General features: G+C 49.5%; 17 protein-coding genes and 1 tRNA gene. 5 read left to right on the forward strand and 13 right to left on the reverse strand.

The features are described 5' to 3' along the window. Positions 1-372: 372 nt before the first annotated feature. Positions 373-1542: a tyrosine-type recombinase/integrase gene (locus AAC622_RS08695; protein ID WP_340261678.1), complete on the forward strand. Its 1170-nt coding sequence runs from the start codon at positions 373-375 to the stop codon at positions 1540-1542. A gap of 267 nt (positions 1543-1809) precedes the next feature. Here the strand turns inward: AAC622_RS08695 and AAC622_RS08700 are convergent, their stop codons facing one another. The 5 genes from AAC622_RS08700 to AAC622_RS08720 all read right to left on the reverse strand — a co-directional run bounded on the left by AAC622_RS08700 (position 1810) and on the right by AAC622_RS08720 (position 6502). Next, positions 1810-2190 (reverse strand): HGGxSTG domain-containing protein, encoded by a 381-nt coding sequence (locus AAC622_RS08700; RefSeq protein ID WP_340261680.1) that lies wholly within the window; start codon positions 2188-2190, stop codon positions 1810-1812. Between the two features lie 113 nt (positions 2191-2303). Further along, entirely contained in the window at positions 2304-2972 is a 669-nt protein-coding gene (locus AAC622_RS08705; RefSeq protein ID WP_340252529.1) for a transaldolase family protein, read from the reverse strand. Then, positions 2969-3940, reverse strand: a complete 972-nt coding sequence (locus AAC622_RS08710) for a carbohydrate kinase family protein (protein WP_340261682.1) — start codon at positions 3938-3940, stop codon at positions 2969-2971. The genes AAC622_RS08705 and AAC622_RS08710 overlap by 4 nt, the downstream gene beginning before the upstream one ends. Next, on the reverse strand, positions 3930-5477 hold the full coding sequence (locus AAC622_RS08715) for an ABC transporter permease (protein WP_340261684.1): 1548 nt from the start codon (positions 5475-5477) through the stop codon (positions 3930-3932). Before AAC622_RS08715 ends, AAC622_RS08710 begins: the two co-directional genes overlap by 11 nt. 89 nt (positions 5478-5566) lie before the next feature. Next, on the reverse strand, positions 5567-6502 hold the full coding sequence (locus AAC622_RS08720) for a sugar ABC transporter substrate-binding protein (protein ID WP_340261687.1): 936 nt from the start codon (positions 6500-6502) through the stop codon (positions 5567-5569). Between the two features lie 170 nt (positions 6503-6672). Here AAC622_RS08720 and AAC622_RS08725 point away from each other — a divergent pair, with 170 nt between their 5' ends. From AAC622_RS08725 to AAC622_RS08735, 3 genes are read left to right on the forward strand one after another with little or no spacing between them, the layout of a single operon-like run. Continuing rightward, positions 6673-7455: an ATP-binding cassette domain-containing protein gene (locus AAC622_RS08725; protein ID WP_340261689.1), complete on the forward strand. Its 783-nt coding sequence runs from the start codon at positions 6673-6675 to the stop codon at positions 7453-7455. After that, positions 7455-7934 carry an RbsD/FucU family protein gene (locus tag AAC622_RS08730; RefSeq protein ID WP_340261691.1) on the forward strand — a complete coding sequence of 160 codons (480 nt, stop codon included), beginning with the start codon at positions 7455-7457 and terminating at the stop codon, positions 7932-7934. Before AAC622_RS08725 ends, AAC622_RS08730 begins: the two co-directional genes overlap by 1 nt. After that, positions 7934-9103, forward strand: coding sequence for an ROK family transcriptional regulator (locus AAC622_RS08735; RefSeq protein WP_340261693.1), 1170 nt, complete (start codon positions 7934-7936; stop codon positions 9101-9103). Before AAC622_RS08730 ends, AAC622_RS08735 begins: the two co-directional genes overlap by 1 nt. Positions 9104-9393: 290 nt before the next feature. On the opposite strand, the gene AAC622_RS08740 is transcribed toward AAC622_RS08735, so the two are convergent. From AAC622_RS08740 to AAC622_RS08765, 6 genes are all read right to left on the reverse strand, one after another. After that, positions 9394-10470, reverse strand: a complete 1077-nt coding sequence (locus AAC622_RS08740) for an ABC transporter ATP-binding protein (RefSeq protein WP_340261695.1) — start codon at positions 10468-10470, stop codon at positions 9394-9396. Beyond that, positions 10470-11522: an ABC transporter ATP-binding protein gene (locus AAC622_RS08745; protein WP_340261697.1), complete on the reverse strand. Its 1053-nt coding sequence runs from the start codon at positions 11520-11522 to the stop codon at positions 10470-10472. The genes AAC622_RS08740 and AAC622_RS08745 overlap by 1 nt, the downstream gene beginning before the upstream one ends. 4 nt (positions 11523-11526) lie before the next feature. Beyond that, a complete protein-coding gene (locus tag AAC622_RS08750) occupies positions 11527-12372 on the reverse strand; it encodes a carbohydrate ABC transporter permease (protein WP_340261699.1) in 846 nt (281 codons plus the stop codon). A gap of 1 nt (position 12373) precedes the next feature. Then, entirely contained in the window at positions 12374-13240 is an 867-nt protein-coding gene (locus tag AAC622_RS08755) for a carbohydrate ABC transporter permease (protein WP_340261701.1), read from the reverse strand. A gap of 62 nt (positions 13241-13302) precedes the next feature. Beyond that, a complete protein-coding gene (locus AAC622_RS08760) occupies positions 13303-14841 on the reverse strand; it encodes an ABC transporter substrate-binding protein (protein WP_340261703.1) in 1539 nt (512 codons plus the stop codon). A 28-nt stretch (positions 14842-14869) separates the two neighbouring features. After that, a complete protein-coding gene (locus tag AAC622_RS08765) occupies positions 14870-15922 on the reverse strand; it encodes an NAD(P)-dependent alcohol dehydrogenase (protein WP_340261705.1) in 1053 nt (350 codons plus the stop codon). 198 nt (positions 15923-16120) lie between these two features. Here AAC622_RS08765 and AAC622_RS08770 point away from each other — a divergent pair, with 198 nt between their 5' ends. After that, positions 16121-17953 carry a sigma-54-dependent Fis family transcriptional regulator gene (locus AAC622_RS08770; RefSeq protein ID WP_340261707.1) on the forward strand — a complete coding sequence of 611 codons (1833 nt, stop codon included), beginning with the start codon at positions 16121-16123 and terminating at the stop codon, positions 17951-17953. 419 nt (positions 17954-18372) lie between these two features. On the opposite strand, the gene AAC622_RS08775 is transcribed toward AAC622_RS08770, so the two are convergent. Together AAC622_RS08775 and AAC622_RS08780 are read right to left on the reverse strand one after the other, a co-directional pair. After that, positions 18373-18449: transfer RNA gene (locus tag AAC622_RS08775), tRNA-Arg, on the reverse strand. 60 nt (positions 18450-18509) lie between these two features. Then, the gene (locus AAC622_RS08780) at positions 18510-18821 is read right to left on the reverse strand and encodes an ETC complex I subunit (RefSeq protein ID WP_340252539.1); all 312 of its coding nucleotides are present in this window, start codon (positions 18819-18821) and stop codon (positions 18510-18512) included. Between the last annotated feature and the right edge of the window lie 106 nt (positions 18822-18927).

Consider the following 18927-nt stretch of genomic DNA (forward strand, 5'->3'; position numbering starts at 1 on the left):
GCAAAAGGCGGTAGAAAAAATTTTTACCTTTTTAGGGAAAAATGTGCGCTTAGAACTATTACCGCGACAGAAACGCGGAGTTTTCGCCCCCCCTTTGTTATACAGCAATCATGAGAAATAGTTTCCCCTGTGTTTCCCTGCTTTAGGAAACCACACATCAGCAAGGCCTAAGTTATTGATTTAATGGCGATCCCTCGAGGACTCGAACCCCGAACCTGCTGATTAGAAGTCAGCTGCTGATATAGTCTACTGTTGTCCGTTTCGTTGATTTTTTCTTTATTTTACTGTTATTAATTGCAGATTTGATGTCCATTGGGTACACTGTGGTATCAGCGCATTAACAATTTTTGGCACCCCAGGTGGCACCCCAATATGCCTAGCTTCTCAAGTACACGTCTCAGCGACACGTTCATCAAGAACCTCAAACCACGTGAGGAACGTTACGAGGTTTATGATGCTAACCAGCCGGGCTTCGCTGTCCGCGTTTCAAAGACGGGCATAAAATCCTGGATTGTTTTCGGCCGCATAAATGGTCAACGCGTACGTCGGACACTGGGATCTTACCCTGCCATGTCTCTCTCCACGGCACGAGAGCGTGCCCGTGAAACGCTACAAGAGATTCGCGACGGCATTTCGCAAAAACAAGCTGCGCCCTTGCGCTTTAAGGAGGCCCTAGAACTCTGGTACGAACGCGAGCAGGCTTCGCGCAAATCTTTTCGCAATGTACAAAACGCCATTGCTCTGCATGTTGATCCGGCCCTGCGAGGCAAACTCCTCAATCAGGTAACAAAGCATGATCTGCTCAGCATCATTGATGGCTTAGAGGATGCAGGGAAACGAACCCAAGCTAATCGCGTTAGGGCCTACCTAAAGCGGTTTTTCAAATGGGCTGCCGAACGCGACCTTATAGACCTCTCCCCGGCAGAGCACCTGCCTAGGGCTGCGACAGAAGCATCTCGCGATCGCGTCCTAAGCCAGGATGAACTGCGCGTCGTGTGGCAGGCAGCAGAACAACTCGGCTACCCTTTTGGGCCTATGATGCAGTTGCTGATCCTAACTGGTCAGCGGCGTGCTGAAGTTGCTGGCGCACTTTGGTCCGAGATAGACCTTAAGAATAGAACCTGGACCATCGGAAAAGAACGCTCAAAAAACGGTAAGGCCAATATCGTAGGTTTAAGTGAACAAGCCATGCGGCTCATCGAACAGCTGCCAAGACGCCTTGGAAGTGATTATTTATTCACGGTCACAGGTTCCACCGCATCAAGTGGTTTCAGCCATGCGAAAACCCGCTTGGACAGGGATAGTGGCGTTAGTGATTGGAGACTTCATGATCTACGTCGTACCTTTGCAACGCACTCTGTTGAACACCTCTCTTTAGCGCCAATGGTCATTGACAAAATCCTGAGCCATCAAAGCGGTGTGGTTTCGGGTGTGATGGCCGTCTATCAGCGCCAAGAATTGTTGAGTGAGAGACGCAACGCTTTACAAGCATGGGCGGACTACTTGGACCAGCTACAAGCAAAACAGAGCGGCGCCGCTTGATTTCCCTATATAGAGCAATAAGGGGGGGGTACCCCCTCAAACCAAAACCAAAAAGTGAGCTCAGGGCAACTGACCATATGGTTTACGGTTTACAAACGGTTTACGGTAAGAAAACAGCACCGTAAACCACCGTAAGTCACTGTATATAAACGAGTAAATTACCTCAGTTTACGCGGTTTACGCTATTTTCCAAATTTTTCGCTGAATTTTTTTTCAAGGTACCCCCCCCCTAAAAGGTATATAAGGCAAATGACCGAGGTCCGAGGATCAGCCTTCAAGCACCAAGGCCTTGCTCAGCTTTTCTCGCCAATCCTTCTCCAAGTGTCCGCGGTCCAAGGCCCAAGCTTCGATTTCCGCAAGCTCAGCACGGATTTGCCGTCCAACTGCTGCGTTCTGCTTAGCTTCGGCCCGCTTCTCTTTAGTTAACTGCCCATGCTTCGTTTGTGCCGCCGCGATCCGCGCACGGCCTTCCTCGGTCCGCGGTCCAGTCGACTTGCCGCCATGGCGCGTACAGCGCCCTGTTGCTTTTACCGCGGGGCGCTGACAGGGATTTCCAGCCATAGTTCTAGCACCACAGCGTTGGCCCTCCCATTCTCGGCCAAACCTAGTCGCCAAGCCGATCTCATTACCTTTTATGAACCGCATCATAGCCCCCTATATGACTGTTATAGTATAACGCAAATAGAGGGGTTGGCTAAGATGTACTTTCCAAGTTAGTTCCTGCTCAGGCTCTTAGGATGAAAATATTATAGCAAGAGCAATCAGGTCAGACCCGATTTTGCTATGGCTTCGAAATCTTCAAATGCCGCGACGCTTAGACCGCACTCCAAGAGTGAACGAGCGACACTAGGCGCAATTGTGAAGCAGTCATGCCCAATATCGGCAAGCGACACCATCTGGTCAGGTGAACGTAATGACGCTACAAGGACAGAACAGGGTTTTTCGCATCCGTTATTCATTTGCGCCATCGTCGCTAGATGACCCATTGCGTCTACCCCGGCCTCCATCATCCGGCCAAAGTATGGAGCAATAAAATCCGCTTCCAGAGCCTGGGCCACGAACATTTGTTTGGCATCATAACAGGCAGTCATCAAAATCCGTCCTCCCAGTTCTTTTATGCCTGGCGTGGCACGAATTGCTGCCTCTACTAGTGGAATTTTCACAATTGTTTCGATGCCTGACTTCCGGCCTGCCTCATATAGCTGGCCGGCCCAGTCAACGTATCCTTCTATCGGACCAAAAACCTGCGCATGAAGCTCCACAGCGCCTAGATCCACGGCCTCAGCCGCCATACTCGTCCAATCGACATTCGGATAATCTAGACCTGCGCGTGCCGCTAATATCGGGTTCGTCGTAATGCCTCGAAATATCTGCGTTGGCATTAGGTCACGCCATTCTTGGCGATCAGCGGTGTCGAGATAAAGCTTCATAGTCTCTCTTCTAACAAGGCCTGCTCTAACCGCTCTGCAAAAGGCGGATCACAGCCCTCTTTAGTACAATTAAGACACGCGGCGTATATCGCACGTTTTATTAATGAAGCAAGATTATCTGACGTAATCTGATCAAGGGCGTTAGATGTCAATTGATCATTGTTGGCCAAACCAGCAAGCAAAGTGCCCATGAATGTATCGCCAGCGCCTATGGTATCGACCAGTCCACTGAATTGGGGATTGGCAAGGCTCAGGTAATGTTGAGAGGTCCAAGCTTCAGCGCCCTCCGGGCCCTTGGTCAAAACAACTAGTTTAGCTGTAGTTTGCTCGCGCAGTTTTGTAATGGCATTTAAATAGTCCAGGCCAGGGTACAGCCAGTCTAAATCTTCATCGCTAAGTTTGACGATGCTTGAGTTGGTTAATAGTCGCGAAATTCGTTTCCTGTAGCTAACAGGATCAGTGATCAACGAAGCACGCACATTTGGGTCGAGAGAGGTGCAGATGCCAAGTCTCGCGGCATCAATGAAAGCCTTTTCCCAAACAGCTGCATCTGAACCGTCTGCCAGAGCTAATGACCCGATGTGGAAATGCGTTGCAGCGGCAGGAAAGGCTGACTGCAAGATTTCAGTGGTCACCATGCGTTCAGCAGTACCATCTCTCAAAAACTGGTATTTTGGCACCCCTTTTTCGAGCGTGACGATTGCTTGCGTAGTCGGCGCTGCAAGACGTGGTCCAGAGGTGACAACTCCCTGATCTCGTAGATGTGCCGCCAAGCGGTCGCCGAATGCATCGGACGAAATCGGCGTGATGTAATGAGTAGTTATTCCCTGACGCGCAAGGGCGACGGCTACGTTGTAGGGTGAGCCGCCTAGGTTGTGAAAGTAACCATCAGGCGCACTACCGCTTTGATCTTGGATGGAGTCGATGAGATTTTCACCACCGACGGCAATCAGGGATTTAGGTGGCATTAGCATTAAGTGCACGCGCTCTATCGAAGAGTATGGAAACAAAATTACTACCTACAGCCACGGCTGCTCCCAATACTAAGAATGGGACCGTGATTTGGTAGCCCATCGTTACAAGGGGCAGCATCATTAATACAAAGCAGGCAGATAGAACCCAAGTAAGCATCGTATTCCCTTTGAATACCACATATCCAGAAGCAAGTACCAACAAGGACAGAAGCGCAGCCGCGCCAATATTAGCGTTCAGAGCCGCCTCAAAAGCCTCCAAGTCAGACGGGGATAATAGGCGGGCATTTTGTCCAGGCGCTAATTGTGCACCCGTTGCTCTCAGCGCTTCTGCAGCATTATGTTCTAGGATCGCTATCTTGGCGCGTAAGTAAATTGCGCCAGGTGTCATAGCTGCCAAAAATGCCATCACCGTAGAAATTGCAGCTAGCAGTTTGCGCACACTTTCGGGATTTTTTGATTGCCTAACGATATCGATCCCCACAGCGATCAGAATAATTAGGCCTGTCACCACCATCTGCCAGAATGTGTCTAGCTGGGCGAGCGTCAGGCCGTTATTAATCAATTTTAGCAAGATCACGCCCATGAAGGTGCCCCACAGCGACCCCCGACCCCCAAAAAGTGAAGTTCCCCCGATTACCACTGCGGCAATCGCATCAAGTTCCCACATTTGGCCATAGTCCGACTTGGCGTATGGTGCGCGACCTAGGAACAGCAACGCACCCAATGCAGCAGTAAACGAACAGAACATATACGTGATTAACATGTAGCGAGCGGTGTTTATCCCGGCTTGGCGTGCTCCCGGCTCATTCGAGCCAATCGCGTATACCCAGCGCCCATAACGAGTGTTCGCGATAATGATAGTCAGCAGGATAAAAAAACCGACAAAGATTAGCATCGACATCTGAAAGGTTCGGAAGAAGTTTATCCAGTTGGCATCAACAAAACCGCCAATGCTATTCCAAACGCCAGTGAGCTCATCGTTTGTATAAGCCTCACGCAGACTTGCGAAAGGATTGTAGCGCCCAAAATAATCAAAGGTCGCTGACAGCTCAGGAGTTGCCTGAGCACCGGTTGCCAAATGACCAGTGCCCCGCCAAATAGAAAGGCCTGCAAGTGTTACGATAAAGGCAGGCATGCCGAAATAGGCGACAAGTGAGCCGTTGAAGAAACCTACTGCTAGACCGAGGGCCAATCCTGTGAAGATTGCCACAGATGGCGGAAAGCCCCAGAAACTGACCACGTACCCAGTCAGGGCTGCAGCCATTCCCATCACTGAGCCAACCGACAAGTCGATCCCAGCTGTAATAATGACCAAAGTCATTCCCGCTGCGATAACTCCTATTGCCGCCGAGTTATTCAATATGGTCATTAAGTTAGAAGGATGAAAAAATGGTCGTCCAGTGGTGGCTAGTTCGATGGCAATGCCAAGTATCAGAATTGCCAAAAATGCACCCGACCAATCGGCACGGAAAAATTTTACCATTGCAATGACGGCACTGTCTTGCAGTGAACGTTTTTTTTGATTTTCCACGCCGCGCTCCATAGTTTTTGTCTCATCCAAATTTAAGGGATAAAAAAAGGGCGCGCCGTATGACGCGCCCCTCAACGTATTTTGCTAGATCACTCGATGCCAACCATTTCGCTGTAAACAGCTGAAGTGGAAGGTGTCACAAGGAAAAAGCCTGTGTCGATACGGGGCGATACGGTTTCACCACGAGCGGCTGCTGCTGCGGCACGGATGCCCTGATAGCCCATTTGGTATAGCATTTGGGCAGTGTCAGCATGTACCCAACCTTCGCGCATCGCGACGATCGCGTCGCTTGCGCCGTCGAAACCTACGAGTTGCACATCGCCAGCGCCGTAACCAAGGTTGCGCAGAGCTGCAATGGCACCCATTGTGCCGCCATCCCAAGCATTGGCGACCATTGCAATATCCTGACGACTGTTAAGGATTGCCTCTACACCCTCTTGAGCTTCTTGGCTGTTCCATTCAGTTGGGACTTCGAGAATTTCGGAGTTTGGGCGCGCCGCAGAAAAGGCTTCGATAAAGCCATTACGACGTTCTTGACCAGTTGACTGTGCCTGGTTGCCTGTCACGTAGATAATGGGCTGGCCATCATCGATCAGAGTTGCGGCAACTGCACCTTGGACCTTCGCGACGGCGTAGTTGTCGGTGGCCACGAAAGATGTGACTTCGGCACCTGAGACGCCGGTGTCTACCGCAACAACAGGGATGCCGGCCGCCATCGCGTCATTGACTGCAGGGGCGATGCCCGCGCTGTCGACTGGTGCCACCGCAATGGCCGCAGCGCCTTGCGCGACTAGGTTCTCAAATACTTCCAACTGGCTTGATAGATCGCCCTGGAATGAGGGGCCAACTGCGACCAGCGTCACACCTTCCTCTGCGGCAGCGTCTTCTGCGCCTTGGTTGATCATCATCCATCCAGCATTGGTAGCGGATTTGGTGATATAGCCAATGACGTCTTGAGCGTTTGCTGCAGAGCCAATCAAAGCGGCGGCTACAGCCACGCTTGCGAGTTTAAGATTAAGTTTCAATTTAGAGTCCTCCCAAAAAACGCCGAGCCACATTCAGCAGGCATTGGCGACAGTGAAAGCGTCAAACTGGAGACATGTCAATAACTAATTCAATTTGATTTAATTATTGACTTAGTTGACACAATGATGCTCATTCCGTGTGCAGAAGCGTTGACTTTGGGAGGGTGGAAATGATGGCTGACCGTAAAATTGTTTTAGAAACACGTGGGTTAACAAAGCACTACGGGGGTGTACAGGCTCTTAATGACGCTGATTTTAAAATGTATGCGGATGAGCATATAGCCATCGTTGGAGATAACGGCGCAGGCAAATCAACCTTTGTGCGAAATATCACAGGTGTCGAGCAACCCACCTCAGGCGAAGTTCTAATCGAAGGCGAATCTGTGCGGTTTAAGGCACCTGAAGATGCGCGCGCTTACGGGATTGAGACCGTCTATCAAAATCTTGCACTAGCTGATCACCTCAACGTGCCCGAAAATATTTTTCTGGGCCGCGAAGAAGTGTATTTTGAGTTTGGGCCGCTGTCTTGGCTTAAGAAAAAAGACATGGAGCAGAGAGCAGGTGAATTGCTGGAAAAGACGGGTATTAAGATCCCAGACACTAAGCAAGCAGTATCAGGAATGTCAGGAGGTCAGAGGCAGTGTGTGGCCATCAGTCGAGCAGCTGGCTGGGGAAGCAAGCTCATCATTATGGATGAACCGACTGCGGCACTGGGTATCCAGGAAACTACTAAGGTAGAAAATATTATTCGTGGGCTCAAAAAACGCGGCATTCCTGTGATCATCGTTTCTCACAATTTGAGGCAAGTGTTTAATTTGGTGGACCGCATAGTCGTGTTCCGTCAAGGCCGGATTGCCGGGGTTTTAGACGCAAAGACTGCAAGTGGGAACGACGTCGTTGCAATGATCACTGGCGTCGATCAAGGCGTGCACGAAGATGCGAGTTATATCTAATGTTACTTGGCATTGATCCTGTGCTCGGCCCAGATTTGTTAGCGAACTTGCGCGCTATGGGGCATGGAGATGAAATTGCTATTGTCGATGGAAATTATCCTGCCGAGGCGCATGCGAAACGACTCGTAAGGGCAGATGGGCTATCTGTCGATCGAGTGCTTGCGGCAATCTTGTCGGTGCTACCTTTGGATTCTGATGTGAATTGCCCAGCGATACGGAGTTGTAATCCTGCTCAGCCTGATCGCCGATCCGAAGTTCACGAGAAAATAGACGGACACCTGATCGATGCGCTCGGGCACATTAAACGAATTGAAGTTTCTCACGGGGCGTCTCTATACGATCGGATCCAACGTTGTTACGCAGTGGTTGCTACCAGTGAGATCAACCTTTTTGCGAATGTGATATTGCGAAAGGGCGTAATCGGCGGATGCATCGAAGTAGACGCTACTCATGTTCAACGCAAATGGGCAAAGGGTTGATGCCGAAAGACAAACATATCCAATCGCAAATCAAGCGCCCACACAATGAATTGCTTTTGTTGGAGCTGATAAGAGCAAATGGCTCGATGAGCAAAGCGGACCTTACACGCGCGTCTGGTCTCAGTGCGCAATCGGCAACAGTTATTGTGAACCGCCTCGTTAGCGAGGGGCTATTACGTGCTGAGGCTTCTATTAAAGGAAAAATTGGACAGCCCTCGACGCCTTACTCACTCGATCCGGATGGAGTTTTGTCAATTGGTATCAAAGTTGGCCGTCGTTCGCTTGAAGTCATAGTTATGGGATTTGACTATCAAATTATCGAACAGCGGCTCGAGTACTACGATTTTCCACATTTTCCGACAATCCGTGAAAGTGTGTTAAGGGAGGTTGCTAATTTGCTTGCAGCGCTGACCGATGGCCAACGTTCACGTGTTGTTGGTATCGGCATCGCACTACCCGATGAACTTGAAGCATGGGAAGCCACGGTCGGCGCTCCAGAAGGTGCAATGTCACATTGGGCTACAGCCAATCTTGCCACTGACTTGGAAAATGCATTTGCGCTTCCAGTCACGGCTCTCAATGATGCTTCTGCAGCCTGCTTGGCTGAAATAGCAACTGGTAACAGCCTAGGCCACGATTGCTTTGTTTATATTTATGTTGGCACATTTATTGGTGGAGGCATCGCCGTAAACGGCAAACTATACACTGGTCAAAATAATCTTGCCGGTGCCATAGCCTCAATGCCAATATCTGTAGTGGCAGAAGGAAAGGCCCAACAATTATTGGAAGGCGCCTCGCTGCACTATTTAGAAGAAAGTGCAGAAGCTGGCGGTCTGGCCTCGGACGTTTTCTATACGGAAAATCTGCATGATGATACTGCCAGAGCGGTTTTTAGAAGTTGGCTTGATGTAGCCGCACCACAAATCGCCTTTGCCGCAGTAATTGCACAAGCCCTGTTTGATGCTGATGCAATAATCGTTGACAGCTCACTCACACGCCATCTCAACGCTGAACTTATAAAGGCCGTTAATGACGCCGCTTTCGCTCATTATGATCATCGCGGATTAAAAGGCACCACCATTATTTCTGGTGAGATAGGTATTTCCGCCCGTGCTATTGGCTCTGGCATTGCACCTATCTTGGCTGAATATGCTTTGGACAAAACCTAACCATCACAAAGATCAAAACAATTTTATGCCCGCGATTGGATGGTCTTGTTTAGTTGTTAATGTATTGTGGCCCTCTGCTCTGAAGCTGCAATGTTTTACACGATTGAAATCAAATAAACTGATAGCTTAGGGTAAGATATAGACCTCTTGATTTCCAATATGTTTGATGACTGCGCGACAAAGCTACCTCCAAGTCCCCCTTCAAAACCGTCCTCCAATAAATCTATCAACCCATGACCGAGGTCCGAGGTCCGAGGCGCACGGTCTGATATAGGGTGTCCCAACAATTACTAGCGTACTAATAATCCCTCTTTAAAAATCATTACATCTTTTTCTGCTGCTGTGACTTCAACAGAGTCCCCGCACAATAGATCTCGGTTTAACCGTGACTTGACTTTGAAAAGTTCTCCATTTCTCCCGCGCATTGAAAACACTTGCTCAATACCCAGATCGTCAATCCCAGTGACATGAGCTTGGGGATCCTCTTCCGAAGACTTTTGGACTTTCAAATGTTCGGGCCGCACGCCGACTTTTATCGTTTCTAGGGATCCACCTGCGTCAGCAGGCAGCAATTGGTCAAGGACGGGTACATATAAGCATTCATTTCTAAATTGTACGGAGAAAAGATTGAGGGGTGGCGAGCCAATAAAATAACCGACAAACTCGTTATTTGGCCGTGCAAATAGTTGCTCCGGGGAGCCACTTTGTTGAACGCAGCCATCTTTCATTACCACCACTTCGTCCGCGAAAGACATTGCCTCGCTTTGGTCGTGGGTAACCAAAATCATAGTGATGCCGGTGGCGCGATTTATTTCTCGCAATTTGCGGCGAAGCGTGAACTTCATCTGTGGATCAATAACAGTTAGTGGCTCATCGAGTAAAACAGCACTAACGTCATTACGAACCAAACCGCGCCCCAGCGAAATGAGTTGTTTTTGGTCTGCGCTGAGCTTCCGTGCAGGATAGTCAAGGATCTCCGTTAAATCCAAAAGTGCAGCAATGTATTCCACTCTATCTTTGATTTTCTCTTTCGGCCAATTTCGACACTCTAACGGAAAGGCTAAGTTGCCTCGTACAGACTTTGTCGTGTAAATTACTGGGAATTGAAAAACCTGTGCGATGTTGCGCTCAGAAGTTGTAGCAGCAGTAACATCTTTGCCATCAAACAAAAGTTGACCGTCAGAGGGCTTCAATAGCCCTGAAATGATGTTGAGCATTGTTGTTTTACCGCAGCCAGATGGCCCCAATAGCGCATAAGTCTTGCCCTGTTCCCAAACCAAATCAACAGGCTTGAGAGCGTAATCCGCCTCGGATTTGGGATTTGCTTTGTAGGAATGGCCTAGGCCCTTTAAAGTGATCTCAGCCATCATGACCTCCGAACGGTTATGTTTTGGCCCTGTTGCGAGAAAACCAACAGCGATTTTGTGTCAAGTGAAACACCGAAACAGTCGTCTGGCTCATAGTTTTGGATGCCTTCAACCAGCATCACGGCTTCACCAAAAGGTAGAGCCAAGTGGACAATCGTATCCGATCCGGAAAACTCGGCGAGTGTGACGCGCGCGCGAATAGTTCCCCCAGGTGCGAGAGAAACAGGCCTTATACCAACAAAAACCTTCCCATCACTGGGCAGCTCAAGTGAACTATCAATAACTTCAAATCCCCCTGACATGAACAGACGCCCTCCTTCCACGCGTGCATCGCAGATGGAAATTGGTGGCTCGCTTATTACGCGAGCTGCATCTATGTTCGGCGGGTTTTGGAAAAGATCGGCCGGATCTCCTTGCGCAATAATCCTTCCCTCGTGCATGATAACGAGCTGATCGCCCAATTGCATCGCTTCACCAGGTTCAGTCGTGGCGTAAATGATGATGCCATCAGCATTATTTTCCAAAAGACGCGGAAATTCTTCTCGCAGCTGTTCGCGCAATTTATAATCAAGGTTTGCCAGAGGTTCGTCCATCAACAGTATACGCGACTGTTTGACAATGGCGCGCGCGAGAGCAACGCGTTGCTGCTGCCCACCTGACAATTCCGATGGCATCCTCTCCTCAAAGTCCGAAAGGCCAACTAGGCGCAAAGCAGTCCGCGCTCGGGTTTCTGCCTCAGCCGTTTCAAGCTTCATACGAAGCAGCGGAAACGTAACATTTTTAAGAACGTTAAGATGCGGATAATTAATGAACTGTTGATAGACCATCGCCATTTGGCGAGATCTTATGGGAGTACGAGCCAAATCAGCTCCGTCCAGCTCAATGTGCCCTCCAGAGATGGCATCCAGGCCAATAAGCGAGCGCAACAATTCAGTCTTTCCTGCGCCTGTACGACCCAAGACAGTATAAATTCTTCCAGCTTCAAATGAGGCGTTTAAAGCCTTTAATGGGAGCTTATGGTGATGAGTGGATAGGTTATTTACTTTCAGCATGATCTTACCTGAATGCTCCGGCTAGTGATCCGCGCGACATAAAGCGTTCAACGGCTACCGCTATGAGTGCCAGAGGTGTCACTGAGATTAACGCAAAAGCTGATAGCGACCACCACGGCGTCACTGACGAATTGAGCGAAACGATTGCCACTGGCAGAAGCTGCGTTTCCGTGAAGGTCAGCGTGAAGGCAAAGAAAAAGTCATTCCAACCGAAAATCAGGCAAAACATTCCCGCCACTACCAAGCCCGCAATTGAATTTGGTAGCACTACCCGGAAAAAAGCGCCTACTGGTGTACAGCCATCAATCATTGCCATCTCATCCAGTTCACGAGGGATTGACCCAAAAAAGTCAATCATTACCCATACGGCTATCGGGAGTAGTAAAGCTACGTAGACTATGACCAAACCAGCCACGGTATCGAGTGCATTGATTTCTCGCAGCATCAAAAAAAACGGGATCGCCAAGACGATGGGCGGCATAATTCTCTGCGAAATGAAGAAAAAAGTGATGTCGCTATTCTTTACGAAACCCGCACGAAATTGATAACGGCTAAGTCCGTAGGCGGCCAAAGTCCCTAGTGATAGGCTTATGATGCTGGCTATTAAAGTTACCGTAGCAGAGTTGATAAACGGCCCCACGATATTGATGCCTTGGCTTCCGGTTGCGAAGAGTGTCCGCCAACCAATGGTAGAGGGCTCAAATTCGAGCCACGGAATATAACGTGCTCCGCTGGTCACAGCGTTAGCGTCCTTAAAGGAAGTTGAGAGTGCCCAAAGAAAAGGGAATACAACGAAGGCGGACCATGCGAGCAGGCAGATATATTTGATTAACTGATAGCTACGGCTCATCTCATGCATCCTTTCCGACAAGAAAGCGCATCAAAAGCTTGGCGATGACCGTGAGTGTAATGATCATCAAAACAAGGTAGGTCAGAGACAAAGCGGCTGAATACCCAACCTGAAAATCTCTCAGCCCTCTGATGTAGATATAATAGGAAGGGGTCTCAGTGGCGGTGCCGGGCCCACCGGAAGTCAGCACGTAGACCGTGTCCATAATCTTTGAGGCCTCAATAAGTCGAATAATTACCGCGCCAATAGAAATTGGTGCCATTAGGGGGAAGGTCACTTGCCAAAATGTCCGGATCGGCCCAGCCCCATCAATCGACGCTGCGAGATACGGTTCTCGGGGTAGAGAGACGAGCCCAGCGAACAGCAACAAGAACATAAATGGCGTCCACTGCCAGATTTCCACAACCATCACGCTCACAAACGCACCCGCTGCGCTAGATAGCCATGGAACAGGCCCCATCCCTAAAGATAAAAGTATGTCATTTATTGGGCCGAGGCTTTCATGAAACATTGTCCGCCAAATTACGGACATAACGACCGGCGTGGTCATCATTGGAACGAGAAATAAAACTCGAAATATTCGGCCACCAGCCATTTGTTTCCAGACGGCTAGCGCCAGAGCAAACCCTATCACGTATTGCAACGTTACAGTGACAGCACTCATGGTACAAAGTCGCACTAAACTTTCCCAAAATCGTGCGTCCGCAAACACACGCAAGTAATTTCGTCCGCCAATATAGTCGAGGCCTGCCTGGTAGACGTCCCAACTTGAAAAGCTGACACGCACGGTGAAAATCAGTGGAAAAATAATAATTGCGACAAGCGTTAATAACGCAGGTAGGAGAAAAAAATGTTTGGGCTTAAGCATGTAGATTACCTTAGGTAAATGGGAGGTCAGACCGCTGACCTCCCACCAAATTTCAATTTACCTCAACCTTCATTGTCTTCGAGACGCACGACGTTCGCATATGCTTCACGCAGTCTGTCGACACCGATACGCTCTACGATCTCCGACCATTCAACAGCAACTTCGTCGAGAGCTTCCTGTGGCGTCTTCTGACCTGCTAGCGCGGCGGCCACCCCGTTAGCCATTGAAGACATAAACTGCCCAACGCCAGGAACCCTTAGGTCATACACTCGGTTTTGGCTTTCTTCCATTTCAGACAGAGTGGTTACGTAGCTATCTGCCACAGAAGCATCCCAGCCAAGTCCCTGCCAGAAGCCGCTGTCAAAATGACTGCTGCGGTAGGGGTTAACTCCGAAACGGCCAATTTGAAGATCATGGAATGTATTGGACTCGTTGGCAAAGAAGCAGAGGTAATCGAACGCCATCTCTTGCTCATCGGAGAGTGCCGATACCGCGGAGGACCAACCCCACGTCATATACGGTGCGCGACTTGGCTCTTCAAAAGTATCCCACTGACCAGAGATACGATTCCAGACTTCAGTCGCGCCAGGAAGCGGGGCCGCGCCGACCATGTTTCTTATACGGCTGTCTTCCTGTTGGGCTTGAATAAACGCGTCATCCCACGAATAGCTCATCAAAGTCTGGCCACCACCAAACGAGAAGATCTCATCCCCGAGCCCAAAATTTGTTCCTCCTGGAGGGAACGCTTGCTGAGCCTCAACGAATAGCTCCAGACCTCGCACAAAACCAGGAGTGTTGATCAACGGCTCCATAGTCTCGAGATCGAAGAAAAAACCACCAGTAACTTCTGGATGCTTCGCATATGGAGCTGCTCGGCTAATAAAAGCAGAGAACATCAAGTCATCACGTTTGGCTACTTCAGCTGAGCCATAATTGATCTCACCATCGCCATCCCAATCAAAGCCGGAGAAGAAGGAAGCAACTTGATTGTACTCCTCCCAAGTCGCTGGAATGGTCAGTTCGCGGCCAGTTTCTGCAAGGAAACGCGCACGAAGCTCGTCATTTTCAAACACATCGGTACGATACTTCAGGTAGTGACGGTCTCCGTCCATCGGGTATTGGATCATCTGACCATTCCAAGTAGCCACACCGAGGAAGCTATCTGTTACGTCTGACATGCCTGTTGAGTTCAGATAAGTGTCTGGAACCGGCTCAAGAAATTGATTGAAGTCGCCGATCCAAAGAGACCCATAAAAAAGGACGTCATAGGCATTCTGACCGCTTTGGAACGGGATCATGATCCTCTGAAACAGATCGCCGAATGGTACGTGGACCACATTGACTTCAGCACCGGTCAATTCGGCAAATTGTTCCGCGTGCAGTGCGGTCGGCTCTCCAATAACGGGGATCGCATGCGTAATAATATTTAAAGTGCGGCCCGAATAGTCTTTGGCATCGATCGCGGCATAATTACAAGTGCCTGGCAAATCGGCATCGATGCCAAAAGATGTGTAATCTTGTGCCATTGCCTGAGGGGCAGCCACGAAGCTTGCCATTCCCAGAGCTAGAGCAGAAAAAGAACAACTCAGCTGTCTTTTCATTGGTATTCCTCCCTATGTATTGGTTTGTTCACGGAACTAGGACTGCCCGTCCGCTAATTTTCCCGTGATGCAGATCCTGCAGCGCAAGATTGGCGTCAGAAAGTTTGTACTCACGGGTTTCGAGATTGACCAAACCACGGTTGGCAAGTTCCATAAGTTCAGTCAGTTCGGCCCAAGTGCCGACCAAATTACCGATGATATTCTTTTCAGTAATCACTAGGTCGACGGTCGGAACTTGTACGTCTTCTCCATAGCCGATGACGTAGTAGCTGCCCGCATTGCGGGTCATTTGAATACCTTTTGCGGTGGTTCCTTTTTCGCCTACAAAGTCCAAGACTGCCTCGGCACCCCGGCCCTTCGTAAGGGATAAAACGGCTTCCACTTCGCCACCATCCGCGCGGACTAGGTGATCGGCCCCACACTCCTCAGCGAGCTGCAAAGACGCACTGGATGTATCGACTACAATTATTTCTGCCGCACACATTGCACGTAGGACCTGGATCGCTATGTGCCCGAGACCACCTGCACCGATAATCACACAATACTCGCCCGGCAAAAGGTGCCGCGTCGCTTTCTTGGCCGCTCGATATGCCGTTAAGCCCGCGTCGGAATAGGGCGCCACATCCTTAGGCGCTAAAGACTTTGGCAGTGTCACAACGTTACGAGCTGATGTGACTAGCGCCTCCGCATAACCGCCATGACTATCCAAACCGGGAAATGTGCCATCCCCATGCATATCCTGACCACGGCGACATGCTAAACAGGTTCCATTAGATATCTTGGGATGAACAATGACAGGGTCACCCTTCTTTAGACCCTCCACCTCGGGCCCAATATCTTCAATCCATCCGGCATTTTCATGACCCAAAATGAGGGGCAACAAGCCATTGCCTGTCGGGTCCATGTGGGGCCTCCAGACCCCCTCAATGACATGCAAATCAGTTCGGCAGACGCCCGCACCACCAATACGCACGATGACATCTGAGCCCTTGGCTATTACCGGGTCATCCACATTGTCATAGCTCAACCATGATGACGCCGTCAGATCGTCGTCATATTTGTGTAGCACCTGCGCCTTCATGTCTGTCCTCCCAAACGCATGTCGATTTAGCTGTCACTAGGATGGCGCACTTGGAGCGATTTATGTGTCTGCTTCGTGTTCAGAAATTGTTTCCCAACTCGTGTTAGGTGTTCAAAAAATGCGCAATACAGTTGAAATTTAAGTAAACAAAGTTCTTACTGCCTTGGACCGGACCGCCGTCATTGGGAGGTGAGGGCCTTGCAGTCATTATTCATGAGAGCGCGTGCGTCTTTAGAAAATAAAGGCGCTTTTGCTGCTGGTGCAGTTCCAGAAATGATTGCCGACAGCTGGCATCGATGTTTGAGACATGGACTGGATCCGTTAGGCGAACCGACTGACGCAGTACTCTCCTACGGTAAGTTGAGAGAGCGTCTCGAAAAACATGAGCGGCTACTGTCGATTGTACGGCCAGAATTAGAGCTCCTTAGCAAACAAATTGCAGGCACTAATTATCTTACTGCCTTCGCTGATCGCGAGGGCATTGTTCTCGACGTTATAATGGACAATGAATTTAAGGAGAGTGACTGCTCTCGCAGTATCAACTTGGGATCAATTTGGAGCGAAGAAATGCGCGGTACGAACGCGCTCGGCCTAGCTCTTCATGCGGGCAAAACAGCGATGGTCACTGGGGGAGAACACTTTTTTTCGAAACACGGTGGAGTTTCTTGTGTCTCAACTCCGATCTTCGACAGCAAAGGTGAGATCGTTGGCCTTCTAGATGCTTCTTCAGAAGTGGCAGCACGCCAGTTCCATACCCAAGCACTTGTTAGCCTCGCCGCCCTCAATATTGAAAATCGTTTATTTGTTGATGAGCATCGAAAAGATATAATCTTACAGTTCCATCCACGCGAAGAGTATCTCAGCACTCAGAGCGTGGGTATGATTAGTATCGATCAACATGGCAACTTGACTGGGATAAATCGTCGAGCAGCCGACATTTTGAATGGCATTGAGACGCATGGCAAAAAATCGTTTGAACAAGTTTTCCAAAATAGGTTCAGCGCAGCTCTAAAGCCTTTAATGCAGGGAGATGTCATTCGCCTCGTTGACTGGTTGAACTCTTCCTATTTTGCCCGCCTACGCATCACACGCCCTCATCCGCGCGGGACTATTTCAAGACAGTCCGTGTCCTTAAGCGTACCCGCAGTTTTTAGCCTAAAAGCTTCGACGGGGCGTCTAGTAGTCAGAGATGAGCAAGTTGCAGATTGCTTCAGGCTTGCGTTACGCTCGGCCAAAGTCGGCGCACCATTGGCTGTTATTGGGGATGCTGGAACTGGCAAAACAACTTTTGCTCAAACTGTTCACACCGAGATCAACCCAGCAAAACCACTAATAGTTTTGGACTGCTCAATGATAAAGTTTGAGTCAGACGGTGAGGGCTTAATAGCAGAAGTATTAGGCGCGACTGAAAAAACTAATTTCAATATTAATTCAGGCGGTACTCTAGTCCTTGAGAATTTAGCTAAAATTGATACGGCCGCAGCAGAAAAACTTGCCCATGTCGTCAATCGCTTACTCCAATCCAAAACTAAATCCAACTGGCTGATAATCTCGACTGGTACAGCGAAGTTTGTCTGCGATAAGGATTGGTTACCTACCGTTAAGATGTCACTTTCAGGCCTCTCACAGGTAAGTCTACAATTACCAAATCTTTTGGAACGGACTGACTTTAGTCAGATAGCACAAGCTATGTTGGACAAAATGTCTGAAGATTATCGATTGTCTACTGGAGCGATCGAGGCGTTGAAAAGAATGCCCTATGACCAAAATTTGAACGATCTCGATAACCGCCTAAAAATATTAATGGTACAGTGCCCAGGCGGCATCATCCGCGAGGAGCAAGTACTCCGCCACTTGAGTCAGTCGCAAAATAAAGAAACAGCATGCCCAAAATGCATTGGCAACACTGCACGCGAGGCCAAGTGCAATGAAATCAACCGGGTTTTTCGCCAATGCAACTCTAACGTCGCCTTGGCATCACGAAAGTTAGGTGTGTCCAGAAATACGGTCTATTCTCACGTGACTACCTAATGCGTTTAGAAACAGATGTTTCACCATTAGTAATTTCTTTGTTACTAAGATTGCGATTATACAGAGGCCATAGCAATCAGAAACGGGTTTGCGCTTGATTGCAGGAGATATTCAGGCGGCCGATATGCAAGGCTCGAGGCAGGCTCAGCCATCGCGTCTATTGAACGTGCATCCTACTGCTGACCAACAGGATTGGATGCCAAGTGCTATCTAACGAAAAAGCCATTCAATGAATCTACCAACCTATGACCAAGGCGCGGGGTCCGAGGCGCACGGTCTGATATCAGGGGGCTCTCGGTGCACGATTCTTTATTGCGGGAATTTGATCAGGCCAAGTAACCCCGGACCATTTTTGGCACCCATATGGCACCCTGCATAGGTCTCAAGACTTACCAAAACTATCTAAGTTATTGATTTAATGGCGATCCCTCGAGGACTCGAACCCCGAACCTGCTGATTAGAAGTCAGCTGCTCTATCCAGTTGAGCTAAGGGACCGCATGCGGGATGATTACCCAATCTTGGGGCCTGCGTAAACGGGCAAAGGGGGATGTTGGGTTAATGCGTCCAAACCGTGCGGCGGTTGGTGGCGAAATTCTCGCCATAGCCGCCTGCGCGCACATTTGGCTTGCGCGATTTGGGGCGCAACACCACTGCTTCGATCCCATGGGCGCGGGCGTAATCCTCGGCCGCTTCTTGGCTGTCGAAATAAAGGCGCACTTGCGCTTTCGTATCGCCGCTTGATGTCCACCCCATCAGTGGATCAATCTCGGGCGCGCTCTCAGGAGCAAATTCTAGAACCCAATCCTTGGTTTTTGCAGTGCCCGAGGACATTGCGGTTCTGGCGGGTTTGTAAATGCGCGCGACCATGGCTTGCTCCGTCATTCTATTGGTTCTGAGCGTTCGGGGTATCGCTCAGCCATCAAAACTGGTTCACATATCGGCAAAACGCGCGGAAGTTGCAAGATGAAGATGA

It is taken from the genome of Roseobacter sp. HKCCA0882, assembly GCF_037805225.1.
Lineage (GTDB): Bacteria > Pseudomonadota > Alphaproteobacteria > Rhodobacterales > Rhodobacteraceae > M30B80.